The organism is Citrobacter sp. Cu231 (assembly GCF_030332265.1).
Taxonomy (GTDB): Bacteria; Pseudomonadota; Gammaproteobacteria; order Enterobacterales; family Enterobacteriaceae; genus Citrobacter; species Citrobacter meridianamericanus.
Genome location: NZ_JAOWIE010000032.1, coordinates 103,486 through 118,330 on the forward strand (window position 1 = coordinate 103,486; position 14,845 = coordinate 118,330).

The window sequence follows — 14,845 nt, forward strand, 5'->3', positions numbered from 1 at the left end:
ATTAATAATGAATTAACGATAAGAAACGATGAAAAGAGTAATAATTGATTAATGAGAGTCTTTTTTTTGATATATGTCAAACGTCACTGTTTGATGATAACTAAAATCGATGAGACATCGTAATGTATTTAACTTTATCGTTTAGAGTCAGGTGGGATGCCTGTCTGAATACCCCCTGCAGGATGTGCGGGATTCTACTGAGCATCTATGAAACTCAAAAAACATTATATTGGTATGAGAGATAGATGGTGGGCGTTACCTCTCATCTTACCATCTTTGCTGTTGCCTATATTGAGCACTGCTAATACCTATGCCCATATTAGTTCTGGGACCGTAATTCTTTTCTACATGCCTTTGGCGTTGATGATTAGCCTGATGCTATTTTTTGGCTGGGCGGCATTGCCGGGAATTATCATTTCCATTATCTGCTACAAATATCCGCAGGTTGGGTTATTTGAAACGCTCTCAATAATTTCGCACTTTATTGTTACGATAGTGCTGAGCTGGGGAGGGTATAAAGTATTTGCTCCCCGGCGGAACAACGTATCTCACGGTGACTCTCATCTGATGTTTCAGCGCATGTTTTGGCAGGTCTTCTGCCCGGCGACGCTGTTTCTGATCCTCTTCCAGTTTGCCGCGTTTGTGGGCGTTTATGAGAGTAAATCCGGCATGGTGGGGGTTATGCCCTTTAATACTGGCACGCTGATCAACTATCAGGCCATGCTCGTCGGGAATTTGGTTGGGGTTCCTTTGTGCTACTTTATTATTCGCACGATCCGCAACCCTTTGCATGTCAGAGGCTATTTTTCTCAATTAAAGCAGCAGTTTGATAACAAAGTTACCAAAACCGAGTTTGCGATCTGGCTGATTATATTGGCTGTACTTATGGCATTACTGTGTATGCCGTTAAATGAACAAAGCTCAATATTTAGCACAAATTATACGCTGTCGCTGTTGCTACCCGTCATGCTCTGGGGAGCAATGCGTTACGGCTACAGATTTATTTCGCTGATATGGTCTGTCGTACTTATTACCGCAATTCATTATTACCAGCGTTATATGCCCTGGTATTCTGGCTACGATACCCAGCTTGCCATTACCTCGTCGAGTTATCTTGTTTTCTCCTTCATCGTGAACTTCATTGCCGTACTGGCAACGCGCCAACGCTTTGTTACCCGGCGCAATCATCGTCTGGCATTCTTTGATCCGATGGTGCATCTGCCAAATTTGCGCGCATTGAACCGGGATTTGAAAAAAACGCCATGGTCAGTACTCTGCTTTTTGCGTGTTCCGGGCATGGAGTTACTGGTAAAAAATTACGGCATTATGCTGCGTATCCAGTACAAGCAAAAACTCTCACAGTGGATAACGCCACAGTTGGAACAGGATGAGCATGTCTATCAGCTATCGGGTAATGACTTAGTTTTGCGTTTTAACACCGAGTCTCATCAGGAGCGCATTGAGGCCCTGGACAGGCATATCAAGCAGTTCCGTTTTATTTGGGATGGCATGCCTTTACAGCCGCAGGTGGGGATCAGTTTTTGCTATGTCCGTTCTCCTGTTAACCATATCTATCTGTTACTGGGTGAGTTAAGCACCATTGCCGAACTTTCTCTGGCGACCAATGCGCCAGAGAACTTGCAGCGCCGGGGCGTAATGCACTTGCAACGTGATCTGAAAGATAAGGTTGCGATGATGAATCGTCTACAGCAGGCGCTGGAGCACAATCGTTTTTTCCTGATGGCGCAGCCGATTTCTGGCGTACGCGGCGATGTTTATCATGAAATCCTGCTACGTCTTGAGGGGGATGACGGTGAAACCGTCGCCCCTGATTGCTTCTTGCCGGTCGCGCATGAGTTTGGCTTGTCGTCCAGTATTGATCTATGGGTGATTGAAAATACGCTGAAGTTTATGGCGCAGAATCGGGAAAAAATGCCCGCCCGTCGGTTTGCCATTAACTTGTCACCCACGTCGATATGTCGCGCCCGACTTCCGCATGACATCAACCAGCTACTGGTTAAGTACAAGGTTGAAGCATGGCAGTTGATCTTTGAAGTTACGGAAAGCAACGCCTTAACCAATGCGGAACAGGCACAGGCAACGTTACTGCAGCTGCAATCTATGGGCTGTCAGATTGCGATTGATGATTTTGGCACCGGATACGCCAGCTATGCGCGGCTGAAGAATGTGAATGCCGATATCCTGAAAATTGACGGCAGCTTTATACGCAATATCGTTTCGAACAGCCTCGACTACCAAATTGTGGCTTCTATTTGCCATCTAGCGCGGATGAAAAGAATGCAGGTGGTTGCAGAGTATGTTGAAAGTGAAGAAATACGCAGTGCGGTAATTTCGCTGGGAATTGATTACATGCAGGGATATTTGATTGGAAAACCCCTGCCATTGCATGAAACGCTGGAAGAACAGGCGCCAGTTGAACTGGCACCTGCTGAGAGTTTATGCGGCGATATCGGGTGAGCTTTCTTCTTCAATTTTGAGACGCCAGCCGGTTACGCCCTCCCAGTATTGCTGCTCTTTTTCCAGATCGAGCAACACCAGCGCATTTTGGCTAAACCAGTCATGCGGGAAGCGTAAGGTCCAGTGGTTGTCGTCGGTTATCAGAGTCAGGGATGGCGGCGTAGTAGTCGCCTGGCGCTGATTATTCAGCAGCACGCCCAGGCGCAACAACTGAATTAACGGCAGAAACTGTTTTTTCTTGAACAACGTAAAGCGAGGCAAGTCATCCAGTTTCACCGCTTTGCGATGATAACGAACTAATGTTGCCATCATCAGCTGTTGTTCCTGATTGAACCCCGGTAAATCGCTGTTTTGTAAGATATAAGCAGAGTGGCGATGTAAACCGCTGTGGTTGATGTTCAGCCCAACCTCATGCAGCATCGCTGCCCAGCGCAGTAACGCTTCCAGTTGAGGATTGGCCAGTTTTGGCTGCTGCGTATGCCACTGGTCGTACATTTTCATCGTCGTTTCCAGCACGCGCCGGGCCTGTTCGCTGTCGATGTTGTACTGATTCGCCAGACTGCTGGCGGTACGGCTGCGAACGTCCTGGTGGCGAAAACGTCCTTCCATCTCATACAGCACGCCTTCGCGTAGCGCGCCATCAGAAAGGCGAAGTTCGCGGATCGCCAGTGCGTCAAAAACGCCGCACAGAATCGCGAGCCCGGGAACAAATACCGCCTTTCGCTCCTCTGACAGCCCCGGCAGGCTGAGCGCATCAAATGAGGCATGCTTCAGCACTTCAGATGTCAGTTTGTCCAGGCGTTCGGGGGTGATAAAACCGTCTTTTTCACCCATCTCCAGCAGCACTTCGTGTGCCGCTTTAATCGTGCCTGACGCGCCCATTGCGACATTCCAGCCCTGAATGCGAAACTGCCACGTTAAGGTTTCGAGCTTCTGCGCTGCTGCCATGCGGGCACGCTGAAAGTTTTCCCGGTTGATGACACCGCCTGGGAAATACATCTGGGCAAAACTGACGCAGCCCATACGGCGGCTTTCGACCAGCCTGGGCTCGAAATCTTCGCCGATCACCAGTTCTGTTGAGCCACCGCCGATATCAATAACCAGCTTGCGGCCTTTTTCCGGCTGGGTGTGTTCCACACCCATAAAAATCAGTCGGGCTTCTTCATTACCGGAAATAATCTCAATCGGGTAGGGGATGACTTTTTCTGCTCGCTTGAGAAAATCGGTCGCATTTAGCGCCTGACGTAAAGTATGGGTTCCCACGATGCATACGCTTGACGGGGGAAAGCCCTGCAGACGTTCGGCAAATAGCGACAGGCAGCTTAATCCGCGTTCCATTGCCTCTTCGCTCAGTTTGTTATCTTCGCCGAGGCCATCCGCCAGGTGAACGCGTTGTTTCAGTCGTCCGATTATCTGCATTGCGCCATCAACCACGCGGGCAATGACCATATGGAAACTGTTTGAACCAAGGTCGACCGCAGCAAATTCTTGCGGCCGTGGAGTCTTGTCGTGTATTGGCATAGCGTTAGTCAGGTTGCTCGAGTGATTTGATGTAATCGTAAATCGCCAATTGTGACTGAACTTTACGGCGGTTTCCGCGCGGTACGTAGCGATTACTGAGTTCTTTATCGATGAAGCGAGCCTTCACCGTGTCGCTGAACAGGATATCGATAATATCCAGCACGCGCTGCTTAAGACGAGGGTCCAACAGCGGAGTGGCGACCTCGATACGATAGTCGATATTGCGGGTCATCCAGTCTGCGGAGGAGAGGTATACCTGCTTATCGCCACCGTTTTCGAAAATATAAACCCGGTCGTGTTCAAGGTAGCGGTCAACAATGCTTATCACGCGAATATTGTCACTGATACCTTCCAGGTTTGGGATCAGAGAACACATACCGCGAATCAACAAATTAACCGGTACGCCTGAGCTTGAGGCCGCATAGAGACGATCAACCAGGCCTTTATCGACAAGGTTATTCAGTTTTAGCGTGATACCAGAAGGCTGGCCTTGCTGTGCATTAGCGATCTCTTTGTCGATCATCGCGTACAGCAGACGGCGTGAGTTCTGCGGAGAAACCAGCAGATAATCGAACGTCACCGGACGATACGGGTTTTCGATGAAGTTGAAAACCCGGCGAACCTCGTTGGTGATGCGCGAATCAGCGGTAAGCAACGAGTAGTCGGTATACAGTCGCGCCGTTTTTTCGTTGAAGTTGCCCGTCCCGATATGCGCATAGCGCACGACTTCATCACCTTCTTTACGTGAGATAAGGAACAGTTTGGCATGAATTTTCAGACCCGGCGCAGAGAAGATAACGTGAACGCCCGCTTCGGTAAGACGTTTGGCCCAATGGATATTGGCTTCTTCATCAAAGCGCGCCTGTAATTCCACGACCACGGTCACTTTTTTACTGTTATGCGCGGCATGGATCATCGCGTCAATGATGCGCGAGTCTTTTGCTACACGGTAGATATTGATCTTTATCGCCAGTACGCTTGGGTCGAAGGAGGCCTGACGCAATAGTTCGAGAACATGCTCAAAGGTGTGATATGGGTAATACAGCAGTACATCGCGTTCACGGATTGCATCAAATCCGTTACGGAATTTCTCGTTGTCGAACCAGATGTGGCGCAGACGTGGCAGCGGTTTATTTACCAGGTTGGCTTTGCCAACGTTGGGGAAGTTAATAAAGTCTTTGAAGTTATGGTAACGCCCGCCGGGCACAATCGAATCGTAGCGAGAAATCGTCAGTTTTTCACGCAGTACCTCAACCAGCGCATTGGGCATGTCGCGCTGATAGACGAAGCGTACAGGCTCTGCGGTCAGACGCTGTTTCAGGCTGGATGACATCAGCTCCATCAGGCTCGATTCCATCTCGTGCACCAAATCGTATTCAGCGTCACGGGTCATTTTCATCGAATAGGCGTTCAGTGCATCGTAATCAAAGAATCCTTTGAAAATGTCGTCAAGGCAGTAACGTAAGATGTTGTCCAGGAGGATCATCGGTTTGCGACGGCGCGGAGTTTCCGGCGGCAGATTCACAAAACGGGGAACCTTATCAGAAGGGATTTCCAGCAGCGCGTAGCGGATTGTATCGCCACGGATAATTTCCACCGCCAGATAGGTGTAGTCATCTTTCAGAAACTGAACTAAATCCGTCTCGCGATTAATCAGAATCGGCGTAATGTGCTGGCGGAGATATTGCTTGAAGTAATGGCGTAACCAGCTCTGTTGATTGGCCGACAGCTGACGTTCGTTGATGAGGAAAATCTGATTGCGCGCCATCTCCAGCAACAACTCGTTGTACAGTCCGTCAAATTCCTGATCGGCTTTTAATACGCGAGCCTGGATTTTGCCCAACAGATGGCGGGAGTGAGAGTTTGAACCCTGTTCTTCGCTAATAATGATTCGGCGCTTCAGTTCGGCAAAGCGAACCTTGTAAAATTCGTCGAGGTTGTTGGAATAGATGCCTAAGAAACGCATCCGTTCGATCAACGGGTTTGATTTATCAGCAGCTTCCTGGAGTACGCGTTCGTTGAACGCTAACCAACTGAGTTCTTTCTCTATGTATAGCTTTTCCTGACCCATTACCACTTTTACTCCGTTTCATTCACGGGACACTACCGATTTATTATGGCGAGCATTGCTCTCAGATGTCCAACTGTGCCAGAAAAATATGACAATAAACCGTCTGATAGCAAAGAGAAAGGGGGAGCATAGATGAATACCGGAGATGTTAACCGGAAAAGGTATTTATGCCTGTAGACCGGAGGGTGAGATCCGGTTTACAGGTTTTTTTATTATTCGTCGGCGGCGTAGCCTTGTGGCGGCAGACGAACGCCGTCCAGCCATGCAGCGTTATCACGCATCTTCAGTCGACCATCGGTAAACCAGCTTACCACCAGCGGATAAATGGTGTGCTCCTGGGCCTGAACCCGTGCCGTGACATCATCTTCGCTGTCGCCTTCAAATACCGGAACCTTGGCCTGGAGAATAACCGGTCCACCGTCCAGTTCATCGGTGACGAAGTGGACGGAGGTCCCATGCTCTTCATCGCCATTTTCCAGCACCTGACGGTGCGTGTGCAGGCCTGGATACTTCGGCAATAAAGACGGGTGGATATTCAGCAATCGTTCAGAATAGTGTGCGACAAACGCCGGGCTGAGGATGCGCATATAACCGGCCAGCACCACCACATCGGGTGCCCAGGCGTCAATCTCTTGCATCAGTTGACGGTCGAAGGCTTCGCGACTGGCAAACTGGGCGGCTTCCAGCGAGTACGCCGGAATATTCGCTTCGCGTGCGCGTTCAAGGCCGAACGCATCGGCCTTGTTACTGAATACTGCACGTATGGTGCCATTGATTTTTTTCTGTTCGCAGGCGTCAATTATCGCCTGCAAATTGCTTCCGTTGCCGGAAATGAGCACCACAATGTTTTTCATTCAATAACCACACGCTGTTCGGAATCAGAAGCTTTGATGATACCGATTTTCCATGCGTTTTCACCTTTCTCATTGAGCAAAGCCAGGGCTTTGTCCACTTCCGGAGCTGGCAGGGCGATAACCATGCCTACGCCGCAGTTAAAGGTGCGATACATCTCATGCTGGCTAACGTTACCCGCCGTTTGCAGCCAGTTGAAGACGGCTGGCCATTGCCATGAAGATTCGTCGATCACGGCCTGCGTGTTGTCTGGCAGAACGCGTGGAATATTTTCCCAGAAACCGCCGCCGGTCAGATGGGCAATGGCATGCACATCAACCTTCTCGATCAGTTCCAGAATGGATTTTACGTAAATGCGGGTCGGGGCCAGCAAGTGATCGGCCAGCGACTTGCCTTCGAGCTCGGTGGTTTCCGGGTCACAACCGCTGACTTCAACAATTTTACGCACCAGAGAGTAGCCGTTGGAATGCGGACCGCTGGAGCCGAGCGCAATCAGTACGTCGCCGTCAGCCACTTTAGAACCGTCGATAATTTCTGATTTTTCGACGACGCCAACACAGAAGCCCGCCACATCGTAATCTTCGCCGTGGTACATCCCCGGCATTTCTGCCGTTTCCCCGCCGACCAGTGCACAGCCAGACTGCAGACAACCTTCGGCAATCCCGTTAATGACGCTGGCTGCGGTATCTACATCCAGTTTGCCGGTCGCATAGTAGTCGAGGAAAAACAGCGGCTCAGCACCCTGAACGACAAGATCGTTCACGCACATAGCGACAAGGTCAATACCGATAGTGTCGTGACGTTTCAGATCCATTGCCAGACGCAGTTTTGTGCCAACGCCATCAGTGCCGGAAACCAGTACCGGTTCACGATATTTTTGCGGCAATGCGCACAGCGCACCGAAGCCACCCAGACCACCCATAACTTCCGGACGACGCGTTTTCTTTACTACGCCTTTGATTCGATCAACCAGAGCATTACCTGCATCAATATCAACACCGGCATCTTTGTAGCTAAGAGAGGTTTTATCGGTCACTGCCTGCTTCCCCACATGTTTACTTGCAGTAAAAGTTAAATTCGGCGCAATTCTAACAGGGAAAGCAAACGTTTGCGAGCCTGCTCTGCATCAAGTTTTATCTGCTGATTTTTTCAGCATTTTACAATCATTTATCTATTTGTTTGAACTGCGCCACGAAAATGAAACCGGGTACAGTCTTGTGCTTGAAACCTGCCAGCCGAATGCACAGTATCGTACTGAAACCGGTTTCTGTTTTCTGTTACGAACCTCATTTATACCCTAAATAATTCGAGTTGCAGGAAGGCGGCGACGCAGCGAATCTCCAGGAGCGTACATAAGTACGTAACTGGAGTGAGCGAGAAAAGCCAACGCACATGCAGCTTGAAGTATGACGGGTATAGAGCGTTTTGCGCAGACTCATCACGATAGGGGAAGGGGATGTCAGGATTTAAAGCAGATTTCATGTGGGGTGGCGCTGTCGCTGCTCATCAACTGGAAGGTGGCTGGCAGGAGGGCGGTAAAGGAATTAGCGTTGCCGATGTCATGACGGCGGGGGCGCATGGTGTGGCGCGTGAAATTACTGACGGTGTCATTGCCGGTAAAAATTACCCTAACCACGATGCCATCGATTTTTATCATCGCTATAAAGACGACATAAAGCTGTTTGCCGAAATGGGGTTTAAATGTTTTCGTACTTCTATTGCCTGGACGCGGATTTTTCCCTTAGGCGACGAAGCGCAACCCAACGAAGCTGGCCTGCAGTTCTATGATGATCTGTTCGACGAATGTCTGAAATATGGCATTGAGCCGGTGATTACGTTGTCGCACTTCGAGATGCCCTACTATCTGGTGACGGAATATGGCGGCTGGCGCAACCGTAAGCTGATCGACTTTTTTGTCCGTTTTGCCCGGGTGGTTTTCACTCGTTACCAGCACAAAGTGAAGTACTGGATGACGTTTAATGAGATTAACAATCAGGCAAATTATCACGAAGACTTCGCGCCCTTTACTAACTCTGGTCTGAAATACCTGCCCGGTGAAGATCGCGAACCGGTCATGTACCAGGCGGCGCACTATGAGCTGGTAGCGAGCGCGCTGGCAGTAAAGGCCGCACGTGAGATAAATCCGGCGCTGCAAATTGGTTGCATGATTGCGATGTGCCCAATTTATCCGCTGACCTGTGCGCCGAATGACATGATGATGGCGATGAACGCCATGCACTGCCGCTACTGGTTCACTGACGTACACGTGCGCGGCAAGTATCCGCAGCATCTGATGAACTATTTCGAACGCCGTGGCTTTTTACTTGATATCACCGAGGAAGATCGCCAGGTACTGACTGAAGGCTGCGTTGATTACATTGGCTTTAGTTATTATATGTCTTTCGCGACGCAGGCTACGGCAGATAATCCACAGCTGGATTACGATGAGTCGAAAAGCCTGGTTTCTAACCCGTACGTGCAGAAGTCGGACTGGGGCTGGCAGATTGATCCGGTCGGTTTGCGCTATTCCCTGAACTGGTTCTGGGATCACTATCAACTGCCGCTGTTTATTGTAGAAAACGGCTTTGGTGCGATTGACGTGCAGCAGGCCGACGGCTCGGTGGATGATTCCTATCGTATTGACTATATGGCCGCGCATATCCGCGAAATGAAAAAAGCGGTGGTGGAAGATGGCGTGGATCTGATGGGCTATACCCCGTGGGGCTGTATTGATTTAGTCTCGGCCGGGACGGGGGAGATGAAAAAACGCTACGGTTTTATCTATGTTGATAAAAATAATGACGGGAGTGGGACATTAGCACGCTCGCCGAAGAAATCTTTTTCCTGGTATCGAAACGTCATCCAGAGCAACGCTGAAAATATTTAAAATTCATAGTGTTGACAATAAGCCCCGACCTCAAAGCGGGGCTTGTTTTATACTCATCATCCGGACGCAAACGATTTTGGTTGATCCATATCAAGCGTATGCAGTGTTGCGCCAGAGACGAAAAGCGGTATAATCCGGCGATTTTTTTTGTGGTTGCCACTCGTCTGAGGAAAGGAGAAGAGTATGAAGATCGTGGAAGTCAAACACCCACTCGTCAAACACAAGCTGGGACTGATGCGTGAAAACGACATCAGCACTAAACGCTTTCGTGAACTCGCCTCGGAAGTTGGCAGCCTGCTGACTTATGAAGCAACCGCTGGTCTGGAAACCGAAAAGGTGACCATTGAAGGCTGGAATGGTCCGGTTGAAGTTGACCAAATCAAAGGTAAAAAAATCACCGTTGTGCCAATTCTGCGTGCGGGCCTGGGCATGATGGAAGGCGTACTGGAAAACGTTCCAAGCGCGCGTATCAGCGTGGTAGGTATGTACCGCAATGAAGAGACGCTGGAGCCGGTTCCATACTTCCAGAAGCTGGTTTCTAACATTGATGAGCGTATGGCGCTGATCGTTGACCCGATGCTGGCAACCGGCGGTTCGGTTATCGCTACCATCGACCTGCTGAAAAAAGCAGGCTGCAGCAGCATTAAAGTACTGGTACTGGTTGCCGCGCCGGAAGGTATCGCGGCGCTGGAAAAAGCGCACCCGGATGTCGAGCTGTACACCGCCTCCATCGATCAGGGACTGAACGAGCACGGATACATTATTCCTGGGCTCGGCGATGCCGGCGATAAGATTTTTGGTACCAAGTAAATGAATAAATAAAAAGAAGCCGACTTTAAGAGTCGGCTTTTTTTTGAATAAAACAACCCAATCGCTAATAACAAACAACACTCAGAGGAAAACACTATGACGCGCCGTGCTATCGGGGTGAGTGAAAGACCGCCGCTTTTACAGACAATCCCGCTTAGTTTGCAGCACCTGTTCGCCATGTTTGGCGCAACGGTACTGGTGCCAGTCCTGTTTCATATCAACCCTGCTACCGTTCTGCTGTTTAACGGCATTGGTACGTTACTGTATCTCTTTATTTGTAAAGGTAAAATTCCGGCTTACCTCGGTTCCAGTTTCGCGTTTATTTCCCCGGTTCTGCTGCTGCTGCCGCTAGGGTATGAAGTGGCGCTGGGCGGTTTCATTATGTGTGGCATCCTTTTCTGCCTGGTTTCATTCATTGTTAAGAAAGCCGGTACTGGCTGGCTGGATGTAATGTTCCCGCCTGCGGCTATGGGCGCAATCGTTGCCGTCATCGGTCTGGAGCTGGCAGGGGTCGCTGCGGGCATGGCGGGATTACTGCCTGCTGAAGGACAAGCGCCAGACTCAACAACCATCATCATCTCAATGGTGACGCTGGCGGTGACGGTATTTGGTTCCGTACTGTTCCGTGGCTTTATGGCGATTATCCCGATTTTGATTGGGGTGCTGGCCGGTTACGCGCTCTCCTTCGTGATGGGCGTCGTGGACACCACGCCGATAGCGCAGGCTCACTGGTTTGCTCTGCCAACGTTTTACACACCGCGCTTTGAATGGGTCGCTATTCTGACCATTCTGCCTGCGGCGCTGGTGGTTATTGCTGAACACGTCGGGCACCTGGTGGTAACGGCGAATATCGTAAAAAAAGATTTGATTCGCGATCCAGGCTTGCATCGTTCTATGTTTGCTAACGGCTTGTCGACGGTGATCTCCGGCTTCTTCGGTTCTACGCCGAACACCACGTACGGCGAGAACATCGGCGTTATGGCGATTACCCGCGTTTACAGTACCTGGGTTATTGGTGGCGCGGCGATTTTCGCCATTCTGCTCTCTTGCGTGGGTAAACTGGCTGCGGCGATCCAAATCATTCCACTGCCGGTCATGGGCGGCGTATCTCTGCTGCTGTACGGCGTGATTGGTGCTTCCGGTATTCGCGTGCTAATCGAGTCAAAAGTTGATTACAACAAAGCACAGAACCTGATCCTGACCTCGGTTATTTTGATCATCGGCGTCAGCGGCGCGAAAGTTCACATCGGTGCTGCTGAGCTGAAAGGCATGGCGCTGGCGACTATTGTGGGTGTCTGTCTGAGCCTGATTTTCAAAGTTATCAGCCTGCTGCGTCCGGAAGAAGTGGTGCTTGACGCCAAAGATGCCGACACTGAGCAACAGTAAACCTTTGACCGGGCGGCGACGCTGCCCGGTTCTATCGCGACGCATTTCTGTGTTAAACTCAACGCGATTTTATGAAATCCTGGGTTGAGGTATCTCTGAACACACCGGCACAGCTCTCTTTGCCACTTTATCTGCCTGACGACGAAACTTTCGCAAGTTTCTGGCCGGGGGATAACTCCTCTTTACTGGCTGCACTGCAAAATGTGCTGCGTCAGGAACATAGCGGGTATATTTATCTTTGGTCGCGTGAAGGCGCTGGCCGTAGCCATTTGCTGCATGCAGCCTGTGCGGAACTGTCTGCGCGGGGCGATGCGGTAGGCTATGTGCCGCTTGATAAGCGCACCTGGTTCGTCCCCGAGGTGCTTGACGGTATGGAGCATTTGTCGCTGGTCTGCATCGACAACATCGAATGCGTGGCCGGCGATTCGCTATGGGAAATGGCGATCTTCGATCTCTACAATCGCATCCTGGAGTCGGGGAAAACTCGGCTGCTGATCACCGGTGATCGCCCGCCAAGGCAGCTCAATTTGGGGCTGCCAGATCTCGCTTCGCGCCTGGACTGGGGGCAAATCTATAAGCTACAGCCGCTTTCTGATGAAGATAAACTGCAGGCGTTGCAATTACGCGCCAGGCTACGTGGGTTTGAACTGCCGGAAGATGTGGGACGCTTTCTGCTTAAGCGTTTGGATCGGGAAATGCGTACGCTGTTTATGACGTTGGATCAACTTGATCATGCATCAATCACCGCCCAGCGTAAGCTGACCATTCCGTTCGTAAAAGAGATACTGAAGCTGTAAGCGCCGCAGCCAAAAGACTGCGGCAGGTTTCAGGTTAACCGACGATTTCCAGTACCTGCTCCGGGGGACGTCCAATTCGTGCCTGGCCTTTGGCAACCACAATGGGGCGCTCCATCAGTTTCGGGTTTTCTACCATTGCCTGAATCAGCGCATCTTCACTCAGGTTTTTGTCCGCCAGGTTAAGTGACTTATAGAGATCTTCTTTCTGGCGCATCAGCTCACGCGCGCTGGACATGCCCAGCATCTGCAGAAGTTCACGCAGGGTCGCGGGGTCAGCCGGGGTTTCCAGATATAGCACCACTTCCGGATCCACGCCGTTGGACTTCAGTAATTCCAGTGTTTCACGGCTCTTGGAGCAGTGTGGGTTATGGTAGATTTTAATCGCGTCGGACATTTTTCTTTCCTGTTACATCTTGGTGTACGGTTTAAAGCGTTCTTGCAGCTGGCGTAGCTGGTCGATACGGGCATCGTATCTGGCCTGTTGTTGACTGCCCAGTTTCACCTGGGAACTTGCGCTGCTGAGCATCGAAATCGCCTGATCCAGACGTCCGGCGAGGGCATACCCTTCCGCGCGCGCCGCCAGCTCCTGATCGCGGTTGTTCAGGCTAGCTTCCGTTTGCGCTAACAGATCCCAACCGTTAGGGTCATCCTTATGGTTAAATGTATAGCGATTCAGGATGGTTGCCGCTTCTTTGGCTTGTCCGCCCTGTAGATACGCATTCGCCAGGTTAAGCTGCAGTACCGGGTTGGTTCGCAGGTCACGGGCGTTTTTCAGCCGGTTAATGGCGTCGCTGGTTTTCTTCTGGCCGAGATCGATATCCGTTGCCAGGTCGAGATACCAGGCATTGTTTGCATCCGCCGCCAGCAGCGGTTGCAGCGCTTTACGCGCCTCGTCATATTTGCTGGCTTCCATCGCCTGCAATGCACGCCCATACTGGGCGGCACGTTGTTCACGTACGTTGCCTTTCGACCAGTTACTCAGCAGGTCATCGGTCAACTGGTTACGACCCGAGTTGTACATGCCCAATGTTCGCGCCTTAGCAAGATAAAAATCTTCCGATGATTGGACGACAACCGGACGCATCTGGTTGGCGCGGTTACGGGCATCCGCCAGACGGCTTTCAGGCAGGGGGTGAGTCAGCAAAATTTCCGGCGGACGCGAAGAGTAACGGGCCTGATCGAGCAGTTTTTCGAGGAACGTTGGCATGGCCTGGGGATCAAAGCCCGAACGTTGCAGTACCTGAATACCGATACGGTCTGCTTCCTGTTCATTTTGTTGCGTAAAGCTAATCATACCCTGACGTGTACCTGCCAGCGTACCGGTCAGCGCAGCCATACCCGCCTGCGGGCTGGCCATCGCCAATAAAATTGAACCTAACGCTCCAACCCACGTTAACGGCGCGCTGCGTTTCTGATCTTCCATTGCACGTGCCAGGTGGCGCTGAGTGACATGGGAGATTTCGTGCGCCATGACCGATGCTAACTGGCTTTCGTTATCGGAATAGCGGAATAGTGCGGAGTGCAGGACAACGTTGCCGCCAAAGAAAGCAAAGGCGTTGATTTCATCGTTGTTAATCAAAAAGAAGGTGAAGGGCGTTTTTACCGAGTCGGCGTGCGAGACCAGACGCATACCCAGAGAATTAATGTATTGGGTCAGCAACGGATCGTTAATTAATGGCGCACTACCGCGCAGCTGGCGTACGTAATAATCGCCCATCTGCATTTCCTGTCCTATGGAAAGCGTACTCCCTGCCGAGGTTCCCATATCAGGCAGGGTGTCCGCGGTGTCTGCAAATGCGGGCGCGACCTGACCGATAGTCAGTGCGGCAATGAGGGTAGCAACCAGGTTTTTTTTCAACTGCCTGAACATAACCTCTGTCCTGTATTCTTTTTTGAGATAGCCATTTGACCAATGCCGTGAAGTATCGTTCACACTCCGCAAGCTTAGGGAGTGTAACTGCGAAACCTGACGATGAACACCCAGGAAAAATGTCTTTTCACTTTGCGTAATCAGCCATAAAAAGCGAAGTCTTTTTTGTGACA

Annotated in this window: 11 protein-coding genes; 5 read left to right on the plus strand and 6 right to left on the minus strand. The window is 50.7% G+C overall.

What is annotated here, in order from left to right; all coding sequences use genetic code 11:
• Positions 1-207: 207 nt before the first annotated feature.
• Positions 208-2,478 carry a bifunctional diguanylate cyclase/phosphodiesterase gene (locus tag OGY15_RS06990; RefSeq protein WP_210904484.1) on the plus strand — a complete coding sequence of 757 codons (2,271 nt, stop codon included), beginning with the start codon at positions 208-210 and terminating at the stop codon, positions 2,476-2,478.
• Here the strand turns inward: OGY15_RS06990 and ppx are convergent.
• The 4 genes from ppx to purM form a co-directional block, all read right to left on the minus strand.
• Positions 2,458-3,999: an exopolyphosphatase gene (ppx, locus tag OGY15_RS06995; RefSeq protein WP_187258609.1), complete on the minus strand. Its 1,542-nt coding sequence runs from the start codon at positions 3,997-3,999 to the stop codon at positions 2,458-2,460. The two genes, OGY15_RS06990 and ppx, sit on opposite strands and share 21 nt — an antisense overlap.
• A gap of 4 nt (positions 4,000-4,003) precedes the next feature.
• Positions 4,004-6,070 carry a polyphosphate kinase 1 gene (gene ppk1 / locus OGY15_RS07000; RefSeq protein WP_003037917.1) on the minus strand — a complete coding sequence of 689 codons (2,067 nt, stop codon included), beginning with the start codon at positions 6,068-6,070 and terminating at the stop codon, positions 4,004-4,006.
• 212 nt (positions 6,071-6,282) lie between these two features.
• Positions 6,283-6,924 (minus strand): phosphoribosylglycinamide formyltransferase, encoded by a 642-nt coding sequence (purN, locus tag OGY15_RS07005; RefSeq protein WP_101741993.1) that lies wholly within the window; start codon positions 6,922-6,924, stop codon positions 6,283-6,285.
• On the minus strand, positions 6,921-7,958 hold the full coding sequence (gene purM / locus OGY15_RS07010; protein ID WP_003838485.1) for a phosphoribosylformylglycinamidine cyclo-ligase: 1,038 nt from the start codon (positions 7,956-7,958) through the stop codon (positions 6,921-6,923). The genes purN and purM overlap by 4 nt, the downstream gene beginning before the upstream one ends.
• Before the next feature lie 420 nt (positions 7,959-8,378).
• On the opposite strand from purM, the gene OGY15_RS07015 reads away from it, so the two are divergent.
• The 4 genes from OGY15_RS07015 (at position 8,379) to OGY15_RS07030 (ending at position 12,802) form a co-directional block, all read left to right on the plus strand.
• Entirely contained in the window at positions 8,379-9,809 is a 1,431-nt protein-coding gene (locus OGY15_RS07015) for a 6-phospho-beta-glucosidase (protein WP_252837829.1), read from the plus strand.
• 183 nt (positions 9,810-9,992) lie between these two features.
• On the plus strand, positions 9,993-10,619 hold the full coding sequence (gene upp / locus OGY15_RS07020) for a uracil phosphoribosyltransferase (RefSeq protein ID WP_003037929.1): 627 nt from the start codon (positions 9,993-9,995) through the stop codon (positions 10,617-10,619).
• A gap of 96 nt (positions 10,620-10,715) precedes the next feature.
• Positions 10,716-12,005: a uracil permease gene (uraA, locus tag OGY15_RS07025; RefSeq protein WP_003037932.1), complete on the plus strand. Its 1,290-nt coding sequence runs from the start codon at positions 10,716-10,718 to the stop codon at positions 12,003-12,005.
• Positions 12,006-12,100: 95 nt separating this feature from the next.
• Entirely contained in the window at positions 12,101-12,802 is a 702-nt protein-coding gene (locus OGY15_RS07030; protein ID WP_211924219.1) for a DnaA inactivator Hda, read from the plus strand.
• Positions 12,803-12,836: 34 nt separating this feature from the next.
• Here the strand turns inward: OGY15_RS07030 and arsC are convergent, their stop codons facing one another.
• Positions 12,837-13,196 carry an arsenate reductase (glutaredoxin) gene (arsC, locus tag OGY15_RS07035; protein WP_286538874.1) on the minus strand — a complete coding sequence of 120 codons (360 nt, stop codon included), beginning with the start codon at positions 13,194-13,196 and terminating at the stop codon, positions 12,837-12,839.
• Positions 13,197-13,208: 12 nt separating this feature from the next.
• Positions 13,209-14,672 (minus strand): beta-barrel assembly-enhancing protease, encoded by a 1,464-nt coding sequence (gene bepA, locus OGY15_RS07040; RefSeq protein WP_252837828.1) that lies wholly within the window; start codon positions 14,670-14,672, stop codon positions 13,209-13,211.
• Positions 14,673-14,845: the final 173 nt, after the last annotated feature.

What these genes read in the sequence shown, in the direction of transcription:
- OGY15_RS06990 (WP_210904484.1), top strand. Translation starts at nt 208, where the DNA reads ATGAAACTCAAAAAACATTATATTGGTATGAGAGATAGATGGTGGGCG.
- ppx (WP_187258609.1), bottom strand. Translation starts at nt 3,999, where the DNA reads ATGCCAATACACGACAAGACTCCACGGCCGCAAGAATTTGCTGCGGTC.
- ppk1 (WP_003037917.1), bottom strand. Translation starts at nt 6,070, where the DNA reads ATGGGTCAGGAAAAGCTATACATAGAGAAAGAACTCAGTTGGTTAGCG.
- purN (WP_101741993.1), bottom strand. Translation starts at nt 6,924, where the DNA reads ATGAAAAACATTGTGGTGCTCATTTCCGGCAACGGAAGCAATTTGCAG.
- OGY15_RS07015 (WP_252837829.1), top strand. Translation starts at nt 8,379, where the DNA reads ATGTCAGGATTTAAAGCAGATTTCATGTGGGGTGGCGCTGTCGCTGCT.
- upp (WP_003037929.1), top strand. Translation starts at nt 9,993, where the DNA reads ATGAAGATCGTGGAAGTCAAACACCCACTCGTCAAACACAAGCTGGGA.
- uraA (WP_003037932.1), top strand. Translation starts at nt 10,716, where the DNA reads ATGACGCGCCGTGCTATCGGGGTGAGTGAAAGACCGCCGCTTTTACAG.
- arsC (WP_286538874.1), bottom strand. Translation starts at nt 13,196, where the DNA reads ATGTCCGACGCGATTAAAATCTACCATAACCCACACTGCTCCAAGAGC.
- bepA (WP_252837828.1), bottom strand. Translation starts at nt 14,672, where the DNA reads ATGTTCAGGCAGTTGAAAAAAAACCTGGTTGCTACCCTCATTGCCGCA.